17 protein-coding genes are annotated in these 18,396 nt (G+C 70.9%); 10 read left to right on the forward strand and 7 right to left on the reverse strand.

What is annotated here, in order from left to right:
- Positions 1–18: 18 nt before the first annotated feature.
- Positions 19–1,197, forward strand: a complete 1,179-nt coding sequence (locus tag ACWD6N_RS10190; protein ID WP_354965847.1) for a MalY/PatB family protein — start codon at positions 19–21, stop codon at positions 1,195–1,197.
- A gap of 65 nt (positions 1,198–1,262) precedes the next feature.
- Here ACWD6N_RS10190 and ACWD6N_RS10195 read toward each other — a convergent pair whose 3' ends face one another.
- Genes ACWD6N_RS10195 through ACWD6N_RS10205 form a run of 3 tightly spaced genes read right to left on the reverse strand, consistent with a single transcriptional unit; the run spans position 1,263 to position 3,072 of the window.
- Complete coding sequence (locus ACWD6N_RS10195) at positions 1,263–1,925, reverse strand: response regulator transcription factor (protein WP_354965846.1); 663 nt, start codon at positions 1,923–1,925, stop codon at positions 1,263–1,265.
- Positions 1,913–2,158 (reverse strand): hypothetical protein, encoded by a 246-nt coding sequence (locus ACWD6N_RS10200; RefSeq protein ID WP_450004667.1) that lies wholly within the window; start codon positions 2,156–2,158, stop codon positions 1,913–1,915. Before ACWD6N_RS10200 ends, ACWD6N_RS10195 begins: the two co-directional genes overlap by 13 nt.
- On the reverse strand, positions 2,155–3,072 hold the full coding sequence (locus tag ACWD6N_RS10205; protein ID WP_450004668.1) for a histidine kinase: 918 nt from the start codon (positions 3,070–3,072) through the stop codon (positions 2,155–2,157). Before ACWD6N_RS10205 ends, ACWD6N_RS10200 begins: the two co-directional genes overlap by 4 nt.
- 130 nt (positions 3,073–3,202) lie before the next feature.
- On the opposite strand from ACWD6N_RS10205, the gene ACWD6N_RS10210 reads away from it, so the two are divergent.
- Positions 3,203–3,604, forward strand: coding sequence for a DUF6069 family protein (locus ACWD6N_RS10210; protein WP_387329013.1), 402 nt, complete (start codon positions 3,203–3,205; stop codon positions 3,602–3,604).
- Positions 3,601–4,074 (forward strand): hypothetical protein, encoded by a 474-nt coding sequence (locus ACWD6N_RS10215; RefSeq protein WP_354965843.1) that lies wholly within the window; start codon positions 3,601–3,603, stop codon positions 4,072–4,074. The genes ACWD6N_RS10210 and ACWD6N_RS10215 overlap by 4 nt, the downstream gene beginning before the upstream one ends.
- Before the next feature lie 6 nt (positions 4,075–4,080).
- Here ACWD6N_RS10215 and ACWD6N_RS10220 read toward each other — a convergent pair whose 3' ends face one another.
- Positions 4,081–5,928, reverse strand: coding sequence for a glycoside hydrolase family 15 protein (locus tag ACWD6N_RS10220; protein WP_387329016.1), 1,848 nt, complete (start codon positions 5,926–5,928; stop codon positions 4,081–4,083).
- Positions 5,929–6,059: 131 nt separating this feature from the next.
- Here ACWD6N_RS10220 and ACWD6N_RS10225 point away from each other — a divergent pair, with 131 nt between their 5' ends.
- The 4 genes from ACWD6N_RS10225 to ACWD6N_RS10240 all read left to right on the forward strand — a co-directional run bounded on the left by ACWD6N_RS10225 (position 6,060) and on the right by ACWD6N_RS10240 (position 10,336).
- Entirely contained in the window at positions 6,060–6,494 is a 435-nt protein-coding gene (locus ACWD6N_RS10225; RefSeq protein ID WP_354965841.1) for a glutaredoxin domain-containing protein, read from the forward strand.
- A 144-nt stretch (positions 6,495–6,638) separates the two neighbouring features.
- Positions 6,639–8,078, forward strand: coding sequence for an APC family permease (locus ACWD6N_RS10230; RefSeq protein WP_354965840.1), 1,440 nt, complete (start codon positions 6,639–6,641; stop codon positions 8,076–8,078).
- Positions 8,075–9,091: an acetamidase/formamidase family protein gene (locus tag ACWD6N_RS10235; protein ID WP_387329021.1), complete on the forward strand. Its 1,017-nt coding sequence runs from the start codon at positions 8,075–8,077 to the stop codon at positions 9,089–9,091. Before ACWD6N_RS10230 ends, ACWD6N_RS10235 begins: the two co-directional genes overlap by 4 nt.
- Positions 9,092–9,163: 72 nt before the next feature.
- On the forward strand, positions 9,164–10,336 hold the full coding sequence (locus ACWD6N_RS10240) for a COG1361 family protein (RefSeq protein ID WP_387329024.1): 1,173 nt from the start codon (positions 9,164–9,166) through the stop codon (positions 10,334–10,336).
- A gap of 28 nt (positions 10,337–10,364) precedes the next feature.
- Here the strand turns inward: ACWD6N_RS10240 and ACWD6N_RS10245 are convergent, their stop codons facing one another.
- Complete coding sequence (locus ACWD6N_RS10245) at positions 10,365–11,030, reverse strand: class I SAM-dependent methyltransferase (RefSeq protein WP_387329026.1); 666 nt, start codon at positions 11,028–11,030, stop codon at positions 10,365–10,367.
- A gap of 300 nt (positions 11,031–11,330) precedes the next feature.
- Between ACWD6N_RS10245 and ACWD6N_RS10250 the strand changes: the two genes are divergently transcribed.
- Positions 11,331–12,353, forward strand: coding sequence for a S66 peptidase family protein (locus ACWD6N_RS10250; RefSeq protein ID WP_387329028.1), 1,023 nt, complete (start codon positions 11,331–11,333; stop codon positions 12,351–12,353).
- An 88-nt stretch (positions 12,354–12,441) separates the two neighbouring features.
- Here ACWD6N_RS10250 and ACWD6N_RS10255 read toward each other — a convergent pair whose 3' ends face one another.
- Positions 12,442–14,280, reverse strand: a complete 1,839-nt coding sequence (locus ACWD6N_RS10255) for a hypothetical protein (RefSeq protein WP_450004669.1) — start codon at positions 14,278–14,280, stop codon at positions 12,442–12,444.
- A gap of 154 nt (positions 14,281–14,434) precedes the next feature.
- On the opposite strand from ACWD6N_RS10255, the gene ACWD6N_RS10260 reads away from it, so the two are divergent.
- Positions 14,435–14,863 carry a hypothetical protein gene (locus tag ACWD6N_RS10260; RefSeq protein WP_387329034.1) on the forward strand — a complete coding sequence of 143 codons (429 nt, stop codon included), beginning with the start codon at positions 14,435–14,437 and terminating at the stop codon, positions 14,861–14,863.
- A 2-nt stretch (positions 14,864–14,865) separates the two neighbouring features.
- Positions 14,866–17,370: a DUF4132 domain-containing protein gene (locus tag ACWD6N_RS10265; RefSeq protein WP_387329136.1), complete on the forward strand. Its 2,505-nt coding sequence runs from the start codon at positions 14,866–14,868 to the stop codon at positions 17,368–17,370.
- A gap of 72 nt (positions 17,371–17,442) precedes the next feature.
- On the opposite strand, the gene ACWD6N_RS10270 is transcribed toward ACWD6N_RS10265, so the two are convergent.
- Positions 17,443–18,369: a peptidase inhibitor family I36 protein gene (locus ACWD6N_RS10270; RefSeq protein WP_387329037.1), complete on the reverse strand. Its 927-nt coding sequence runs from the start codon at positions 18,367–18,369 to the stop codon at positions 17,443–17,445.
- Positions 18,370–18,396: the final 27 nt, after the last annotated feature.

The following is an 18,396-nucleotide window of genomic DNA, read 5'->3' on the forward strand; positions in this document are numbered from 1 at the left end:
GCGGAATAGGCTTCAGCCATGAGTGCTGTGCTTCGTGGTGCCCGCAACGCGGTGAATCCGCTTCGCCAACTCACCATCGACCAGCTCCGGCAACGGACGAGCCTCAAGTGGCGGGAATACCCGGACGACGTGCTGCCGCTCTGGGTGGCGGAGATGGACGTGCCGCTGGCCGAGCCGGTCGCGAGGGCGATCACCGAGGCCGTCGCGCGCGGCGACACCGGCTACACCGCTGGCACGGCGTACCCGCAGGCGCTGGCGGAGTTCGCCCGGCGTCGGTGGGGTTGGGACGGGCTGGCCGTGGAGCGCACCGCGCTGGTGCCCGACGTGATGCACGGCATCGTCGAGGCGCTGCGGCTGGTCACCGAGCCGGGGGACGCGGTGGTCGTCAACTGCCCGGTCTACCCGCCGTTCTACGAGTTCGTGGCGCACGCCGGCCGCCGGATCGTGGAGGCGCCGCTCGGCGAGGACCTGCGGATCGACCTCGGCGCACTGGAGGACGCGTTCCGGCAGGCTCGGGCTGGTGGGCGGCCAGTTGCGTACCTGCTGTGCAGCCCGCACAACCCGACCGGCGTTCTGCACACCGCGGACGAGTTGGCCGCCGTCGCCAGTCTGGCTGAGCGGCACGGGGTGCGGGTGGTCGCCGACGAGATCCACGCTCCGGTGGTGGCTGGGGGAGAGCGGTTCGTGCCGTACCTCTCGGTGCCCGGCGCGGAGAACGGCCTGTCGCTGATGTCCGCCTCCAAGGGGTGGAACCTGGCCGGCCTGCGCGGTGCGCTCCTCATCGCCGGCCCGGCCGCGGTCGGAGACCTCGCCCGCGTTCCGTTCGAGGCCAGCGTCAGCACCAGCCACCTCGCCGTGATCGCCCACACCGCCGCCTTCCGCGACGGCGGCGAGTGGCTCGACGCCCTGTTGACCGGCCTGGACGACAATCGCCGGCTCCTTGCCGCGCTGCTCGCCGAGCACCTGCCGGCCATCCGTTGCCAGCCCGGTCAGGCCACCTATCTCGCCTGGCTCGACTGCCGTGCCCTGGGCCTCGGTGACGACCCCGCCACCGTGTTCCTCGACCGTGGCCGGGTGGCGCTCAACTCCGGTTCGGCCTTCGGCACCGGCGGCGGCGGCCATGTCCGGCTGAATCTGGCCACCGCACCGGAGTTGATCAGCGAGGCGGTACGCCGGATGGCCACCGCCGTCGCCTGAGAAGCCACTTCGGAGGGCCGCCGAGTCGCTGTCCTGTTCGTCGACAGGGTGGCCGCGCGTCCGGCTCAGGCCAGCCGGCCGTCGTGGGCGAGCAGGGCGATCTGGGTGCGGTTGTCGAGGTCCAGCTTGGTCAGGATGTGCGAGACGTGGGCCTTCACGGTGGTCACGCTCATCAGCAGCTCGGTGGCGATCTCGGCGTTGGAGCGTCCCTGCGCGATGGCCAGCACGACGTCGCGTTCACGGGGCGTGAGCAGGGCCAGCCGGGCACGCGCGTGCTCGTAGGACTCGGCGCCGGAGGCCACCCGCTGCATGAGGCGGCGCGTGACGCCCGGCGACAGCATCGGGTTGCCGGCGGCGACGGCGCGGACGGCCTGGCTGATCCGCTCCGGCGGGGTGTCCTTGAGCAGGAACCCGCTGGCGCCGGCCCGCAGGGCCCGCACCACGTGCTCGTCGGTGTCGAACGTGGTGAGCACGATGATCTCCGGTGGCCGGGGGCGGCGGCGCAGGCGCTCGGTGGCGGTGATGCCGTTGACGCCGGGCATCCGGATGTCCATCAGCACCACGTCGGGCATGTGCCGGTCCACCGCGGTGATCGCCGCACCGCCGTCGGCGGCCTCGCCCACGACGACGATCCCGTCGGCGCCGTCGAGCATCATCGTCAGCATTCCCCGTACCAGAGGGTCGTCGTCGACGATGACGACCCGGACCGGGCCCGTCACCTCGGCCACGGCAGCCACGCGGTGAGGTGGAACCGACCCGAGGCGTCGATGTGGTGGGCGACGCGGCCGCCGGTGAGGGTGGCCCGTTCGGCGAGACCGATCAGGCCCGCGCCGTCGTGCCCGGCGGCACCGCCGTCGGGCGTGGTCGGGTTGCTCACCGCGATGCTCAGGCCGGAGCCGGGAGCCCCGCCGACGGCGAGTCGGACCGGCTGCCCGGCGGCGTGCTTGCGGGCGTTGGTCAATGCCTCCTGCGCGATCCGGTAGGCGGTGCGGCCGACCGCCGGCGGGACCTCGGCCGGCGGGCCGAGCGGGTCGTCGACCTCGATGTGCTGCCCGGCCGCCGGGCCTCCTCGACCAGGCGCGGCAGGTCGGCGAGGGTCTGCCCGGGTGGCGCGTCCGCCGGAGCCTCGGCGTCGTCGCTGCGCAGCAGCGTGATGACCTCGCGCAGCTCGTCGAGGGCGTGGTGCGCGCTGGCCCGGATCACCCCGGCGGCGGCGCTGAGCCGCTCGGGTGGCGCGTCCGGCCGGTACTCCATCGCGCCGGCGGCCGCCGCCAACAGCGACAGCCGGTGGGCCAGCACGTCGTGCATCTCCCGCGCGATCCGGCTGCGCTCGGCCGCCCGGGCCTCGACGACCCGGCGTTCCTGCTCCTGCTCCGCCCGCCAGGCCCGGTCCCGCAGCGCCGCCAGCAGGGCGTGCCGGGCCTGCGCCCAGGTGCCCCAGCCCAGCAGGGCTGCGTACGCGGCCGTCATCAGCACCAGCCGCCACCCGTACGGCAGGCTGGGCATCGGCCGCCACACCGCCTGCACCGCCTCGCCCGCCACGCCGACCGCCGCCACCACCGCGGCCTGCCGGAACGGCCGGTTGCGGGCGGTGAACAGCACCGCGAAGCTCGCCACCGGAGTGGCCACCGGCGAGAGCGCCACCAGCAGGCCCGCCAGCACGCCCGCGACCTCCGGGCGGCGGACGACCACCGGAACGAGGGCCAGGGCGGCCACCGCCAGCGCGACATCGGCGCGGACCAGGGCGGTCGACCCGGAGCGGGTGGCGGACCACAGCACGGTCGCGATGAGCACGCCCATCGCCACGGTCGTCACGCCCACCGGGGCGGAACGCCACGTCCGCGGCGGGTTTACGTCGCACGTCGCCGCATCCACCAGCGCAGGCTACTGGGCTCGCGGAGGGCCGGACCACCTCCTTTGGTAGTAGGCGGCGCCGCCGACGGATGTACGCGCCGCGGCGTCCGGACCGACGTGTCCGACCCGGGCCGGTCCACAGACTCAGGGCATGACGAACAACCTTCTCCTGCACCGAGCCGCGGTGGCGGCCGGCGCGATCCTGGTGGCGACGGCGGAGTTCGCGATCCTGCACTCGGCGGCCGGCGTCGACCTGGCGGCGGGCACCGGAAACGCGACCCGGCAGATCACGGTGGCCGCGGTCGTGGTGGCCGCCGCGGTCGCGGCACTGGCCGGCTGGGCGCTGCTCGCGCTGCTGGAACGCCTCACCAACCGGGCGCGCGTCTGGTGGACCTCGATCGCGGTCGCAGCCCTGCTGCTGTCACTGCTGGCCGGGCCGCCGAGCGGCGTCGGCGGGGAAGTGAAGGCGGCGCTTGCGCTGCTGCACCTGAGCGTCGGCGTCGTCCTCATCCTCGGCCTGTCCCGGCCGCGCCCGGAAGGGCTGAACCGATGACCGCGCTGACCGTACGCAAGCAGGACGGCGCCTTCGTCCTCGACTCCGGTGCCGGGCCGCGCGCCTCGCTGCGTACCGGCTGGACCTGGCGGTGCGGCGAGATCCGGACCGACGCGGGCCTCTGGACGGTCGAGCCGACCGACCGCCGGCGCATCGGGGTCACCGCCAAGGCCGAGCACGGCGCCGCGGTGCGGCTCGACCCGGGCCGGTCGCACGTGCCGGGGTCGGGTGGGGCGGCGCGCTGGGCGTCCGGTCGCTGCGGCGGTGAGCTGGTACGCGACGGGCACCGGCTCGCGGTGCGCCTTTCCGGCCGGCCGGGTGGGCCGATTCGCGTCGACGTCACCGGTGAGTGGGCCGAGGTGGAGCTGGTGGCGCTCACCGCCTGTTTCGCGCTGATGAGCCGACGGCGGCAGCGCACCCTGATCATGATGGCGGTCATCGGCGCCGCCGGTCGCGGCCCGATGGGTTGACCCGAGCTACCGGCGACGCCGGGCGTCGGCCTCGGCGTCGAGCAGGTCGTTCAGCGCCAGTGCCGAGTTGATCAGGGAGAGGTGACTGAACGCCTGCGGGTAGTTGCCGATCTGCTCACCGGTCGCGGCGATCTCCTCGGCGTACAGGCCGAGGTGGTTGCTGAAGGTGAACATCTTCTCGAAGGTGAGCCGGGCGTCGTCCAGGCGACCGGAGCGGGCCAGCGCCTCGACGTACCAGAACGTGCACATGTTGAAGGTGCCCTCGTGCCCGGGAAGGCCGTCGGGGGAGTGGACCGGGTCGTACCGGTGGACCAGGCTGTCGGAGACCAACTCGCGCTCGATCGCATTCAGGGTGGACTGCCAGAGGGGGTCGCTCGGCGTCATGAAGCCGACCGCCGGCATGGCGAGTAACGCCGCGTCCAGCACGTTCTCGTCGTACGCCTGCACGAAGCTGCCGCGTCCGCGGTGGTATCCGCGGGCCATGACCTGGTTGTAGATCTGGTTGCGCTGCTCCGCCCACCGGGTGGTGTCGCCGGGGCGCCCGGTGCGGGTGGCGAGGCGGATGGCCCGGTCCAGCGCGACCCAGGACATCACCCGGCCGAAGGTGTAGTTGCGGGGGTGGTGGCGGCTCTCCCAGATGCCGGCGTCGGCCTGGTCCCAGTGCTGGCAGAGCCAGTCGACGAGCCGTATGGTGCTCTTCCACACCTGGTGCGAGACACGGATGCCCTGCTCGTCGGCGAGGTGCATGGCGTAGAGGGCCTCGCCGTGGATGTCGAGTTGGATCTGGTCGGCGGCGCCGTTGCCGATCCGCACCGGTCGGGAGCCGCGGTAGCCCTCCAGGTGGTCGAGAATCTCCTCGTGCAGGTCGGAGGAGCCATCCACCCGATACATGATCTTCAGCGGGTCCTGGTGGTCACCGGCCTCGCGAATCCGCTCGTCCAGCCAGTTCATGTACTGGCTGACCTCCTCGGTGAAGCCGAGGCCGAGTAGCGCGTGCACCGAGAACGACGTGTCGCGTACCCAGGTGTAGCGGTAGTCCCAGTTGCGCGTGCCGCCGACCAGTTCGGGCAGCGCGGCGGTGGGCGCGGCGATCATCGCGCCGGTCGGCGCGTACGTCATGAGCTTCAGCGTGATGGCCGAGCGCTCGACCATTTCCCGCCACCGCCCGGTGTAGCGGGAGCGCTCGACCCAGCGCCGCCAGTAGTCCCGGGTCCACTCCAACATCCCCTGGACCTCCACCGGTGGGATGATCCGTGGCTCCGTGCCGGCCGTGTCCAGGACCACCCCGCCGGTGTCACCCTCGTTCAGGGTGCCGTACGCGACCAGGTCGCCGTCTTCCAGGCTGATGTCGCCTCCCTGCGAGATCAGCTGCCGTACGGGGTCGACCGGGTTGAAGGTGAGCGCCGCTGACTGGCTGCGGAAGACGTACCCGTGGCGGTGGCGCTCCAGCTGGTGCGTCTCCCGGGCGTAGTCGAACCGGGGTCGGCACTCCACCCGGAACCGCATGCTGCCCCGGACCATGTTGACCATGCGGACCAGGCGGTGCGTGTCAGTGGCCCGATCGCCGGTGACTGGCATGAAGTCCATCACCTCGGCGACGCCGTCCGCGCTGATGAACCGGGTGATCAGGATCGGAGTGCCAGGCAGGTAGAGCTGCTTGGTGACGTACCGGACGTCGTGCGGGGCGATGCGGAAGTAGCCACCCCGCTCGCGGTCCAGCAGCGCGGCGAAGATGCTCGGCGAGTCGAAGCGCGGTGCGCAGAACCAGTCGATCGTTCCGTCGCACGTCACCAGCGCGGCGGTCTGCAGGTCGCCGATGAGCCCGTGATCTTCGATCGCCGGATAGCTCTCCACGTCGCCTCCCGGTCTCGACAGCCTCCTCCGCAGTAACCTAAGGTACGAATTGTCGAGTTCGTCTCGTATTCGTGGTCAGCCACCCTCTCGCGCGCCCTGACGCGCGCGGGCTCCTTGGTAAGGTCCTCGGCGTGCTGCGGCGGTGGACCCTGACGATCGTGATGGCGGCGTGCGGCGTGCTGGTCCTGGTGGCGCAACTGGCCGCCGGTATGTCCGCCGTCGGCGGCGTCGAGTTCCTGATCTTCTTGGCGCTGGCGCTGCTGCTGTCGCCGTGGGCCTTCCCCCGCTCGGTGGACGCCGCCGAAGCGCAGCGGGCCAGCGCGGCGGACGGCCGGCCGATCGTGTACTGGCGCCCCGGCTGTCGCTACTGCCTCCAGCTCCGGTTCTCCCTTGGCCGGCTCGCCCGGCGGGCGCACTGGGTGGACATCTGGCGCGATCCGGCGGGTGCTGCCGCCGTCCGGGCGGTGGCCGGCGGCAACGAGACCGTGCCCACCGTCGTGCTCGGCGGCCAGGCTGTCGTGAACCCCGACCGGGCCTGGTTCCGCGAGCAGCTCCGCTCGTCCTGAGCACGCACGTCACCCGCCGAGGGTCGATGGACCTGACTTTTTCTGAGTCGCGAATTCGCGATGCTCTCAATCCAGCCACACAGATCTAGCTGTTCGTCGATGGCTGGACTAACGTGCGGCCTGAGCAGATCAAGGAGGTGTGCCATGACTCAACCTCCCGACCCACCCCACACAGTCACCAAGGTCGAACAGTTCGGCTACCGGCAGGAGCTGAGTCGGACCCTCAGCTTCACCGACCTGCTGATCTACGGACTGATCTTCATGGTGCCGATCGCGCCCTTCGGTATCTTCGGCAGCGTGTACGCCGGCTCCGGCGGCATGGTCGCGCTGGCCTACATCATCGGCATGGTGGCGATGATGTTCACCGCCATGTCGTACGCGCAGATGGTCCGCGCGTTCCCCATGGCCGGCTCCGTCTACAGCTACGCCGGTCGCGGCATCGCACCGCCCGTCGGCTTCCTCGCCGGCTGGGTGATCCTGCTCGACTACGTCCTCGTGCCGGGTCTGCTCTACCTGGTGGCCAGCGTGGCCATGCACTCCCTCGTGCCCGGCGTGCCGGTGTGGGCGTGGCTGGTGGCCTTCGTCGTGCTCAACACCGTCGTCAACTATTTCGGCATCCGGATGACCGCCCGGGTCAACCGGGTGATGCTCGCCGCCGAGCTGGTCATCCTCGTGATCTTCCTGGTCGTCGGCGTGGTCGCGCTGGCGCAGGGCAAGGGTGCGGGCTTCTCGCTCCGGCCGCTGTTCGACGCGGACACCTTCTCCTGGCCGCTGGTCTTCGGCGCGGTGTCGATCGCCGTCCTCTCGTTCCTCGGCTTCGACGGGATCTCCATGCTGGCCGAGGAGAGCCGCGAGGAGGCCCGGCAGATCGGCCGGGCGATGGTCGCGGCGCTGCTGCTGGCCGGTGCCCTGTTCGTCGTGCAGACGTGGGTCGCGGCCCTGCTGGTGCCGGACGCGCCCGGCCTGCTCGACAACGGCGACCCCGAGGGAACGGCGTTCTACGACGCGGCCCGGGCGGCCGGCGGGGGCTGGCTGGCCGGGCTGACCGCCCTGGCCACCGCGATCGCCTGGGGCTTCGCCAACTCCCTGGTCGCGCAGGCCGCGACCTCCCGCCTGCTGTACGCGATGGCCCGCGACCGGCAGATGCCGCGCTTCCTCGCCCGGATCAACCCGAAACACAAGGTGCCGGCCAACGCGACCATGCTGGTCGCCGCCATCTCCCTGGCGCTCGGCCTCTACATGGCCAGCCGCGACGACGGCATCTCGCTGCTGTCCACACTGGTCAACTTCGGCGCGATGACCGCCTTCCTGGCACTGCACGTCTCCGTCGTAACCCACTACGTGGTGCGCAACGGCAGCCGGGACTGGTTGCGGCATCTGGTGGTGCCGGTGATCGGGTTCCTGATCCTGCTCTACGTCGTCATCAACGCCAAGGTCGCCGCCCAGGTGCTCGGCTTCGTCTGGTTGGGCGTCGGGCTGCTGGTCCTGCTGGCCTTCTACCTGACGGGCCGGCGTCCCGAACTCGCCGCGCTCGTCGAAGTCACCCACGACAGCACCGACGAGCCGGTGAAGGAGCCGCAGTGAACACGGACGTGGTGAAGTACCGGCCGGAGCCGGACGAACTCTCCTACACCTTCGGCGGGCGCGAGGCGGTGCGCCGGGTGCGCCCCGGCACGATCCTCGAGCTCTACACCGAGGACTGCTTCGGCGGCCGGGTCCGCAGCACCGACGACCTGCCGTCGCAGGTCTGCCAGTTCCCGTACCTCAACCCGGTGACCGGGCCGATCCACGTCGAGGGGGCCGAGCCCGGGGACACCCTCGCCGTGCACTTCATCTCCATCGAGCCGGCCCGGGACTGGGCCGTGTCCACCACCTTTCCGCACTTCGGCGCGCTCACCGGCACCCACACCACGGCGACCCTGCAACCTCCGCTCGACGAGGTGGTCTGGCGGTACGACATCGACGTCGCCGCGGGCACGGCGACGTACCGGGCACGCCGGGGCGACTACACCGTGGCGCTGCCGCTGGATCCGATGCACGGCACCGCTGGGGTGGCGCCGGGTGCCTTCGAGGCGCGGATGACGATCACCCCGGACGCGCACGGCGGCAACATGGACACCCCGGAGCTGCGGGCCGGAGTCACCGCGTACTTCGGTGTGAACGTTTCCGGAGCGCTCTTCGCCCTCGGTGACGGGCACTGCCGGCAGGGTCACGGCGAGGTGTGCGGCACCGGCATCGAGGCGGCCATGAACACCGCGGTCGTGGTGGACGTCGTCAAGGGGGTCGGCACCCCGTGGCCGCGGCTGGAGTCGGACGACGCGCTGATGTCCACCGGCTCGGCCCGTCCGCTGGAGGACGCCTACCGGATCAGCCAGCACGACCTGGTCACCTGGACCGCCGAGCTGGTCGGGCTGGACCAGCTCGACGCGTACCAACTCGTCAGCCAGGCCGGTGAGGCCCCGGTCGGCAACGTGTGCGACTCGAACTACACGATGGTGGCGAAGGTGGACAAGCGCTATCTGGGCGGGGTCGGCGCGTACGAGGGGGTGCACGCCCGGCTGCGTGAGACGGCCCGCCACTATCTGACCCACTGCTGACCGCACTGTCTATCTGTTGAAGGGCGCGCCATGAGATTCGGACGACGAAGGCTGCCACGAACAGTGGCCACAGTGCTGCTCGTTCTCGGAGGGGTCGGCGTGCCCGTCGGTTCCGCCTCGGCGGCACAGGCGGGTGCCGACCTCACCGTCGACCTGGCCGGAGCGACGATTCCGCTGGGCGTCACGAGCAAGATGCTCTACCTGAAGATCGGCAACCAGGGACAGGAGACGCCGACCGAGGTCACCGTCCGGGTCGACGCGTCCGAGCTGGACGGTTACAGACAGAGGGTCACACTCTGGCCCACCGGCGGTGTAGGCGAGTGTGACGGCGATACCGCGGGGTGGTACTGCAGTCTGCTGCCGGACCAGCTTCCCGGGCCCGGCGAGACGGTGGAGCTTCCCGTCACCGCCACCGTCCAGACCAAGGAGCCCCTTGAGGGCAGGATCAAGGTAACGGTCGATGTGAGACCGGATGACACGAATCCGGCCGACAACACCAAGTGGTTCCCCATCGAGGTCGTGGACCATCCCGAGGCCGACCTTTCCGTGGTCGCGCCGGACGTGACGCAGTCGGTGCGGATCGGTGCCGGCGGCAGCATCGAGCCCACCGGGACGTTGAATCCGGGCGAGACGGGTGCGGTCCGTTACACCATCGCCAACCAGGGACTGAAGCCGGTCAGTGGCGTCAAGGTCGAGCTACGTCTGCCTGAGGGCGTGACCTTCACCAAGCCGCTGGATGAGTGCGTTCTTGGTGACGCTCGACGTTCGGCGGTCTGCACCTACGATGAGCTCACACTCATTCCTGCCGACCAGGACACCGACCCGAACGACAAGCGGCACTCCGCCGTCGAGCTGTACAACCTGGTGACGGTCTCGGCCTCCGTGACAGCGCCCGCCACATTGAGAGACGGGAAAGTGCACGTCGAGGGCTTGGGCGATCAGCGGTCAGACGGCTCCGACGCGGCGCGGACCGAACTTCCCGCGAACGCCGTCGCCGTACGCGCCACCGACGTGGACGACAGCGACAACCAGGACGGATTCGCGGTCGTCCTGGCCGCGAACAGCAGCGGTGGAGGCGATGGCGGCGACGGTGGCGATGACGGCGGTAGTGATGGCGGCGGTGGTGGTTTGCCGATCACCGGGCCGCAGACCGGGCTGACCTTCGGAATCGGCCTCGTCATGCTGGCGGGTGGGGCCGTGCTGTTGCTGCTCACCCGGCGGGTCAGGAGGCGGACAGCCGACTGACCGGCCCCGGGCGCGTTCGAGACGGCGTTCATGCGTCTGCCTCGCGTGCGGTCGGTTTGCGGGCGAGGATGCGCTCGATGGTGCCCGCCTTGAGCCGTACGGTCTCGGCGATCTCGAATCCGGCGACTTCCACCAGGGGCAGTTGACGGCGGGTGAAGTGCTCCCCGCCCGCGCGGATCGTCATGCGTTCGAGCAGCCACTGAGCTGCCCGGAGAGGCTGCCAGCTGCTGGCGATGTGGTCCACCAGCAGCAGTGTGCCGCCTGGTACCAGGACCCGGTACATCTCGGCGATCGCGGTACCGGGGTCGGGGATGCTGCACAGCGACAGCGCACACACCACCGTGTCGAACGACGCGTCGTCGAAGGGCAGATGCTCGGCGTCGCCTTCACGTAGCTCGACCGGACGGTCGAGAGCGGCGGCGCGCCGTCGGGCGATGGCCAGCATCGCCGGGCTCAGGTCGATGCCGGTGAGGGTCGTGTCGGACGGGTAATGGGGCATGTTGCGGCCGGTGCCGATCGCGACCTCGAGGACCCGGCCGTGTGCACGTCGGCCAAGCCACTCGCGTCCACCGGCGAACCAGATCTTCTCGAAGAGAGCGATCTGCTTGTCATAGCCGGGTGCCATCGTGTTCCACACCCGCTTCTGCCGAGCGGTCGGGGTTTCGCCCGTCTGGGGTCCTGCCGAACTGGTCATGGCATTCCTTCCACGCGTGCGGGGTGGGGGCCGACTGGGCGGCCCGTCGGCCAGCTGCACCACCGCTTTCTCGGCGAACACCCGAACGTCCGCATCAAGCGCCTCGTCTGATGCCAGCAGTACAGCAGCGAACGTACAGCAGCCGTGCCAAGCGAAGCCGAGCCGAGAAGGGCATCAGCGGCCGTCTGCCTCGTATCAAGCCCGAACCAGCCGCCTCGCCGAGGGTTCACACCGAAGAGGTCACTGTTTCGATCCCAGGTCGCCCACATGGAGCGTTGCGCGTGTTGGGACACTGCGCCGGTGACCGGATCCGTACTGCCTCTACCGCTTCGACCTCGTGCCCTGAGGCCGGGAGATGTCGTCGTTGTCGCATCGCTGTCCGGGCCGCTCCATGCCGCTTACGAGCCCGACCTCGAGCAGGCGGTAGTCGTACTCGAGCGGATGGGATTCCGTGTGCGTCGGGCACCGCTACTCGTGGCAGGGCGGCACCATTGGTGGAGCGCGGCCACGCCGGCGGAGATCGCCAGGGAATTCAACGCTCTTCTGCGTGATCCCGAGGTACGCGCCATCATCGCGCACGACGGAGGCCAGACGGCGCTCGGCTATCTCGACCTGATCGACGTTGAGGCGATCACTGCCGACCCCAAGCCGATCCTCGGCTACAGCGACATCTCACTGCTGCATCTGGTGCTCTACGCACGCACGGGTCTGGTCGGGTTCCACGCCGACTTGGCCACGCCTGGACTCGGCGGGGCGTGGCAGGCCGCGCCCGTAGCGCGCCGGGCGGAACTTGAAAAGCTCTACTCGGCGTTGCTGACCGGTACGGAGGCGATCGGTGCGCTGCCTGCCACCCCGTCGTGGGAGTGCTGGCGTGCCGGTCGTGCCGAAGGCCGGCTGATCGGCGGGGTGCTCAATCGCATCGTGCTGGCGCAGGCGACGCCTTACGCGCTGCCGCTCGAGTGGTTCGACGGTGCGGTGCTGTTCTGGGAGGAGATGGGCGGCCAAGCGTCGTACGTGTGGAGCTATCTGCAGGTGCTGCGGCACTGCGGCATCCTCGATCGGATCTCCGGCATGGTCGTGGGCGTCCCGTACGCGATCGACGGGCTCGGGGCGCCGGACGCGTCCCCCACCCTGCCCGAGATAGTCCTCGACGTCCTCGGCGGTCGTGACATCCCGGTCCTGGGCAATGTCGAGTTCGGACACGCCGGCCCGAATCTGCCGATGCCGGTCGGCATCCGCGTCGGCCTCGATGCGCAGCAGCGGACGCTGTCGCTGCTCGAACCGGCGGTACGACCGCACACGACAACGGGACCGGTCGGCTGAGCAGCGCGAACCCTGCCCAATTCAGCGCGCCGTACGCGGGCGTTGCCAGGTCAGGCCGTTGGTGCAGCGGTGGGCCTGACCGTGGAGGTCAGTCGTTGTGGCGGCGGCCGGTGGAGTGGAGTGACCGGTGATCCGTCTCCTGATCCGGCTCGTGGTCCGCCACCGGCTTGCCCAGCCGGGTCACCCAGTCGACGAACTCCGCGTCCTGCCTCGGCAGCGGCTCGCCGTCCGCCGGTGTGCCCGCGCCGTCCCCGTCGGCCCGGGACCTGTTGCGCCGGAACAGGCCCAGCCGGCCGCTGGCCCGCCCGCTGTCCCGTCCCGACTCGACGACGGGTGCCGGGGCAGCCGGCGCGGGGACCGCGGCGACCGGATCGGTCCCGGTGGGGCTCGCCGACGCGGGGTCGGTCGTGGGCCGGGGCCCAGCGCGCTGGGCGGTCGCGAGGGCGTCCCAGTTCGCGGCCCGGTTCAGGTTGGGCAGGGGCGGCCGGTGCCGAGGGTGGAGCGCCGGTTCGAGCCTCTCCGGCGTGCCGGCCGAGTGGGTCGCCTCGGCGCCCGGCGCGGGCTCGGCCGAGGGCGGCACCCGCCGCGGCGGAACGACCTGCCGGGTCGCCTGAACCGGCGTCCGGTCGGTCTTCGGCGGCTGGTACATCCGGCTGGTTCCCGGGGCGACGCGTGCCCCGTCGGCCTCTGCCTCCGCCGTCCCGGAGTCGTCCCCGCCGGGTCCCGCGGGAAGGTGGGTCGCCGTCGCGGGGGCCGGTTCCGATGTCGCCGGGGTGTCGGCGGGCGCGGCTGGCGCGGCGGTGACAGCCGGTGCGGGGGTCCGCGTCGCGGCGTCGGCCGGTACGGCGTTGGCGTCCCGATCGCCAGCCGGCGCACCGAGACCGAGCGGTTCGGCCGAGGTCGGGAGCTTCGCCGCGATCGCGCCGGCGAGCGGCCTCGTGCCGACCAGGTCGACGGGCTCCGGCTCGTCGGTCGTACCACCGGCGGCCGGCGTGATGGCCTGCGGCGCGGCGGGGCCGGCGGACAGCGGACGAAGGACGTCGGTCGGCTCGACGACCCGCGCTTCGGCGGTGCGCGGCAGGAGCGGCCAGCGGAACGACGCGGCGGCGGCCGAACCGAGCACACCGGCGGCGACGGCGAGCAGCGCGCCGTAGTACGGCGTGATCTGGTACCGGTCGACCGCGTCGCCGGGACCGGCGGTCAGGTAGGCGAACGCGACCAGCACCGTGCCGGCCATGCCGGTCGCGAGGTTGACCAGCGGTGGATGCCCGCGCCGGCGGGCCAGCCCGCCGGTCACCGCGCCGATGAGCAGGGCCACCGCCGGCAGAATCAGGATCGCCTGCCGGCTCGCCGCGTCGGCGTTGAGCCCGGCCGACTCCAGCACACCGAGCCGTACGGCGGGCAACGGTCCGGCGGTTGCGAGCGACGGGACGACCGAGACGAACGCCAGCAGCCAGACCACGCCACCCACCGCCGTCATGCTCCAGCCCAGCGGCGGCTTCGCCAGTGCGGCGATCGCGGCACCCACGCCGACCAGCGCGCCGACGGTCGCGCAGATGCCGACGGCCCAGATCGGGTCCACAGAGAAGCGCTCCGCGGCCTGGGCCGGCCGGACGCAGAGCGGCGCCACGACGGTGGCACCCAGCGCGGCGGCGGCGGCGATGGCCGTCAGTCTGCCCGTGCTCTCCAGCAACCCGTGCCGGCGGGCCAGGCGTGCGGTGACGACGGTGCCGGCCACGGCGGCGTGTGCCGCGAACCAGCCCACCCAGACGAGCTGGGCGGGCCACTGGTTGACGGTGGCGCCGGCGGAGGCGCTGGCGAGCTGGACGATGCCGAAGCTGAATGCGACTCCGAGCTGGCCGGCAGCGGCGAGCACGCCCATCCCGAGCGATGTGAGCAAAAGGTTACGCCAGGTACGAGAAACCATGTCCGGCACGTTACGCATCTATCGCACCGGTTTACCCCGAAATGCCGGATTCCATGTCGGACCGCCGTGCTGAGTTGGCTGAGCGTCGCTATTAGCGCCGCCGAGGGAGTGATCGATACTTTGGTGCTCGGGTTGCGGTCGACAGGATGGACGCGTGTCGGTGTTGCAGGTGAAGGTGCGTGCGGTGGTGTCCGGCGCGGATCGGGACGGCATGCCGGACGTGCTGGTCGAGCTCGCGAGCGAGCGTACGACGGTGGGTGAGCTGATCCGCAGGGCGGTTGAGGAGCAGATCCGGGTGCTGGGCGTCGACGTTCCGCGTTGCCGCACCGTGCTCAGGCGCCAGTATCTTTCCGCAGCGGAGATCCGGGCACAGGCATCCACCGGCATGGTCCGGACGCCGTCGCCGCGGCTCGATCCGCCGGACGTCGCGGAGGAGGTAGCTCGGGCGTATCGAGCGTTCGAGCGAGACGTGTTCGTGTTGTTCGTGGGAGGACGCCAGGTCCACCGGCTCGCCGAGGAGATCGTGCTCCGTCCCGGCGAGCCCGTCGTCTTCCTGCGGCTGACCGCTCTGGTCGGTGGGTGACCATGGTGGATGTGCCGGAGATGTTTGCCGACGAGGTCCGTCACCAGCGAGACGCCCTGTGGCGGATGGTCGACGAGGCCTCGGCCTTGGCGAAAGCCGGTGACCTGCCAGGTCTGCGGGCCTACGCCGACGAGATCCGGCGTGCGTTGGAGGCCGGCAACAGCATCGACCGCACCGGTGGGCATCTGGACTCGAACGTCGGTGACGTCTACGCGGCGTTGAATGACATCTACGATGCGGCGCTTCCCGTGCAGAGGCCCGATGATCCGACAGACGTCCTGGATGCCCCGTGGCCGACCGCCAGCCGGACGGCCCTGCTCGCCTCCATTGTGGGTCATGAGGGTTGGCGTGAACCGCCACTCGAGCCCCTGGCCGCCCGGGCCATCGACGCTGGCGATGTGCACCTGCTGCGGCTGCTGGTCCGCACTCCGCTGGGTCGCGCCCGTCGGGAGACCGTGGCGCGGGTCCTGGACGCCCTGCACGAGGTGGGGGCGCTCGATGTCGAGATCATCGAGCGGGCGTTCACCGACGACATGTACCTGGGAAACGCCATCGTCGGACGCTCCCCGACGGACAGCGCCGCGCGGTTGACGCCCGCTGCCTGTGCGCCCGCAGTGCGCGACTACTTCGACGAGTTGGCCTGGCGCCTGACCTCGCCGTCCGAGCCCGAGTGGGCGGCGCTGCCCGAGGTGCTGGTGCCACGAGGCCTGCGGTTCGTGCTTCGGGCCGTGGAGCGACGAACGGATCGCCGGATGGCCGTGCGCCTCGGCGCCGCCGAGCTGACCGACGGCGAGCGGACGGCTCTGGTGGAACACCTGCGGGACCGCCCGGCCGAGCAGCAGCGATACGCCTTCGACCTGCGACTGCCGGCGGGAGACGCCGAGGTGCTGCTGCCACTGCTCGGGCTGCCCGGGGCGGCGCCGTTGCTGCGGTTGGTGCGGGCGACCTCCACAACGGAAGCCGTACGGCAGGACCGGAGCGCGATCCTCGCCGCCGTGCGGCAGGCCGGCGTCGACGGTGCGCGCTCGCTGCTGCAGCTCTGCCCGAGCGAGATCGTCTCCGCCGCTCTGGGCTGGAACCGCCCAGCCGTCTCCAAGCGAGTCAAGCACAACGCCCTGGCGGCCATCGCCGCTTTCGGCCTGCTGCCGCTGGCCGACGATGAGACGGTGCTCGACCGCTATCTGGCGCTGCGAGAGGTGGCAAAGCGGGGTCTGAAGCTGGGCCCGAACCGCAGGCACAGCCACGCCGCGGCGGTCGCAGTCGCCCTCGACCACCTCGCCCAGGTGGCCGCTTTCCCGGACGCCAGTCGCCTTGAGTGGGACTGCGAGGCGCGCATCGCCGCCGAGGCGCCTGGCGACTGGCACGTCGGCGACTACACGGTCGCGCTGCGGCTGTCCGGCGCCGAGCCGCTCATCACGGTCAGCAAGGCAGGCAAGCAGCTGAAGTCGGTGCCGGCCGCCGTACGCACCGACCCGCGGTACACCGAAGTCCGCGAACACCAGGAACGGCTACGGGCCCAGGCGCGCCGCATGCGTACCGGGTTGATCGAGCGGCTCGTCGCCACTGGTGGCACCGTCGCCCCCGACGAGCTCGCCCGCCTGCGCAGCCTGCCGGCCGGCGCGGTGCTGCTCCCCGCACTGATCTGGGAGGACCAGGCGGGCACGATCGGCCTGCTCGACCAGGTCGACCTCGACGGTCCGGTCACGGTGGTGCATCCGTTGCGGTTGTACGAGCGGGGCCTGCTCGCCCACTGGCAGGCGAAGGTCGTCCGGCACCGGATCCGGCAACCCGTGAAGCACGCGTTCCGGGAGTTGTACCTGTTGACTCCGGCTGAACGCGACGCTGTCGACGTGTCGAGGCGGTTTGCCGGACACACGGTCGACGGCAAGGTGTCGGGCCAGCTGCTGTCCGGGCGCGGCTGGTCGACCCATGACCAATATGACGAGCACCAGGCAACCAAGCTGATTACCACCGACATCACCGCCGCGCTGGTCTGCGACCTGCGTGGCTACTTCGGCGGGGGAGAGGCGGTCGTCGGCGAGTTGCGTTTCCTGACCGCCGGCTCGGTAGTTCCCCTGGCCGACGTGCCGCCGGTGGCGTTCTCCGAAGTCATGCGGGATCTGGACCTCGTCGTGTCGGTGGCCGGGATCGACCCGGCGGGGTACGCCTCGCCGCCACAGGCGGCGAGCCGGGTCCAGTTGCTGGCCAGCCTGATCGACGATCTCGGGCTGGATCGAGTGGCCGTCGACGGCACGTCGGCCGTGGTCCGTGGCTCCCGGGCCACCTATCGCGTGCACCTGAACAGCGGCAGTATCCACGTCGAGCCCGGCGGCTACCTGTGCGTGGTTCCCGCCTCGTTCGGCGGCACCGCCCATCGGAGCCTGTTTCTGCCATTCGCCGACGAGGACCGGATGACCAGCGTCATCCTCAGTAAGGTCCTCCTGCTCAATGAGGACGAGAGGATCACCGACCCGGCGATCCTGGCGCAGCTCGACGCACGGGGCTGACGGGTCGCGCCGTAGCCACGAGCGCGCCGCCCACCGCGGATCTGCGGCGGGCGGCGCGGTTGGTGCGTGACGTCAGGAAACCGTCACGTCTCTGTAGTAGTAGCGCAGAATCGCCTGGTAGTTGTTGCCCGCGTTCGCGAGATCACGCGAGCCGTACTGCGACAGCCAGTCCCCGTCCACCCAGCCACCGCACGCGGTCGTGGTGGCGCAGTAGTGCGCCCGCAGAATGTTGCCGCTGCGGGTCAGCCGGATTGACCAGGTGCGGTCCACCGCGGCGGACGTCGACGCCTGCGCCGACGACGGCCGGTAGACCTGGTCGCCGGTGTCGTCACGGACGTCGTAGCACTGTCCGCCGGAGGTCTTCCGGGTCGAGTGCAGCGCCCAGTACCAGCCGTAACTCTTGACGGCCATGGCACCGGCCTCCAGCGAGGCGGCCGGCCAGCTGGTCACCCACTCGTTCGGAAGGACGTTCTTGACGTACGTCTTGAAGTCGACCCGGTCGACTCGCCCGAGACTGACCCGGTAGACCAGAATGGTGGTCGGCAGCTTGCTGTTGGTGCCGTCGGTGCTACAGCCCGTCGGCCCGCTCACAAGTTCGTGCGAGGCGTTGTTGTTCTTCAGCGTGGCGTTGAGGTTGCCCTTCGCCCCGGCCGCGAAGTCCTGGCTCGCACCGGCGAAGTTGCTGTTGAAGTAGACCCGCACGGTCTTGCCGGTGCGGTTCCACACCGACGCGACGTTGTTCTTCACGCACAGGCCCTTGCCGGCGCCCGCTCCCTTGAAGTCGTAGCAGGTTGGTTGGGTCGTGCCGTAGTCGTCCAGGGAGTCGGTGAAGTCGGAGACCGAGCCGGCCTGGTTGCTGTTGTAGTAGTAGCAGAACTCGCCGCTGTCGCAGCCCCCGTCGCGATCGGCGGCGGACGCCGCACCGGGCGCCACCGCGACGCCGACGAGCGCCGCCACCACGACGGCCAGAAGGCCCGGAACTTTTCTCAGGATGGTCATCCGCGGCCGCCGATCAGAAGTGGAGTG

The sequence above is a fragment of the Micromonospora sp. NPDC005163 genome (assembly GCF_053599835.1).

Coding starts and splice junctions, on each gene's coding strand:
- ACWD6N_RS10190 (WP_354965847.1), top strand. CDS start 19: ATGAGTGCTGTGCTTCGTGGTGCCCGCAACGCGGTGAATCCGCTTCGC.
- ACWD6N_RS10210 (WP_387329013.1), top strand. CDS start 3,203: ATGACGAACAACCTTCTCCTGCACCGAGCCGCGGTGGCGGCCGGCGCG.
- ACWD6N_RS10215 (WP_354965843.1), top strand. CDS start 3,601: ATGACCGCGCTGACCGTACGCAAGCAGGACGGCGCCTTCGTCCTCGAC.
- ACWD6N_RS10230 (WP_354965840.1), top strand. CDS start 6,639: ATGACTCAACCTCCCGACCCACCCCACACAGTCACCAAGGTCGAACAG.
- ACWD6N_RS10245 (WP_387329026.1), bottom strand. CDS start 11,030: ATGACCAGTTCGGCAGGACCCCAGACGGGCGAAACCCCGACCGCTCGG.
- ACWD6N_RS10255 (WP_450004669.1), bottom strand. CDS start 14,280: ATGGTTTCTCGTACCTGGCGTAACCTTTTGCTCACATCGCTCGGGATG.
- ACWD6N_RS10265 (WP_387329136.1), top strand. CDS start 14,866: ATGGTGGATGTGCCGGAGATGTTTGCCGACGAGGTCCGTCACCAGCGA.
- ACWD6N_RS10270 (WP_387329037.1), bottom strand. CDS start 18,369: ATGACCATCCTGAGAAAAGTTCCGGGCCTTCTGGCCGTCGTGGTGGCG.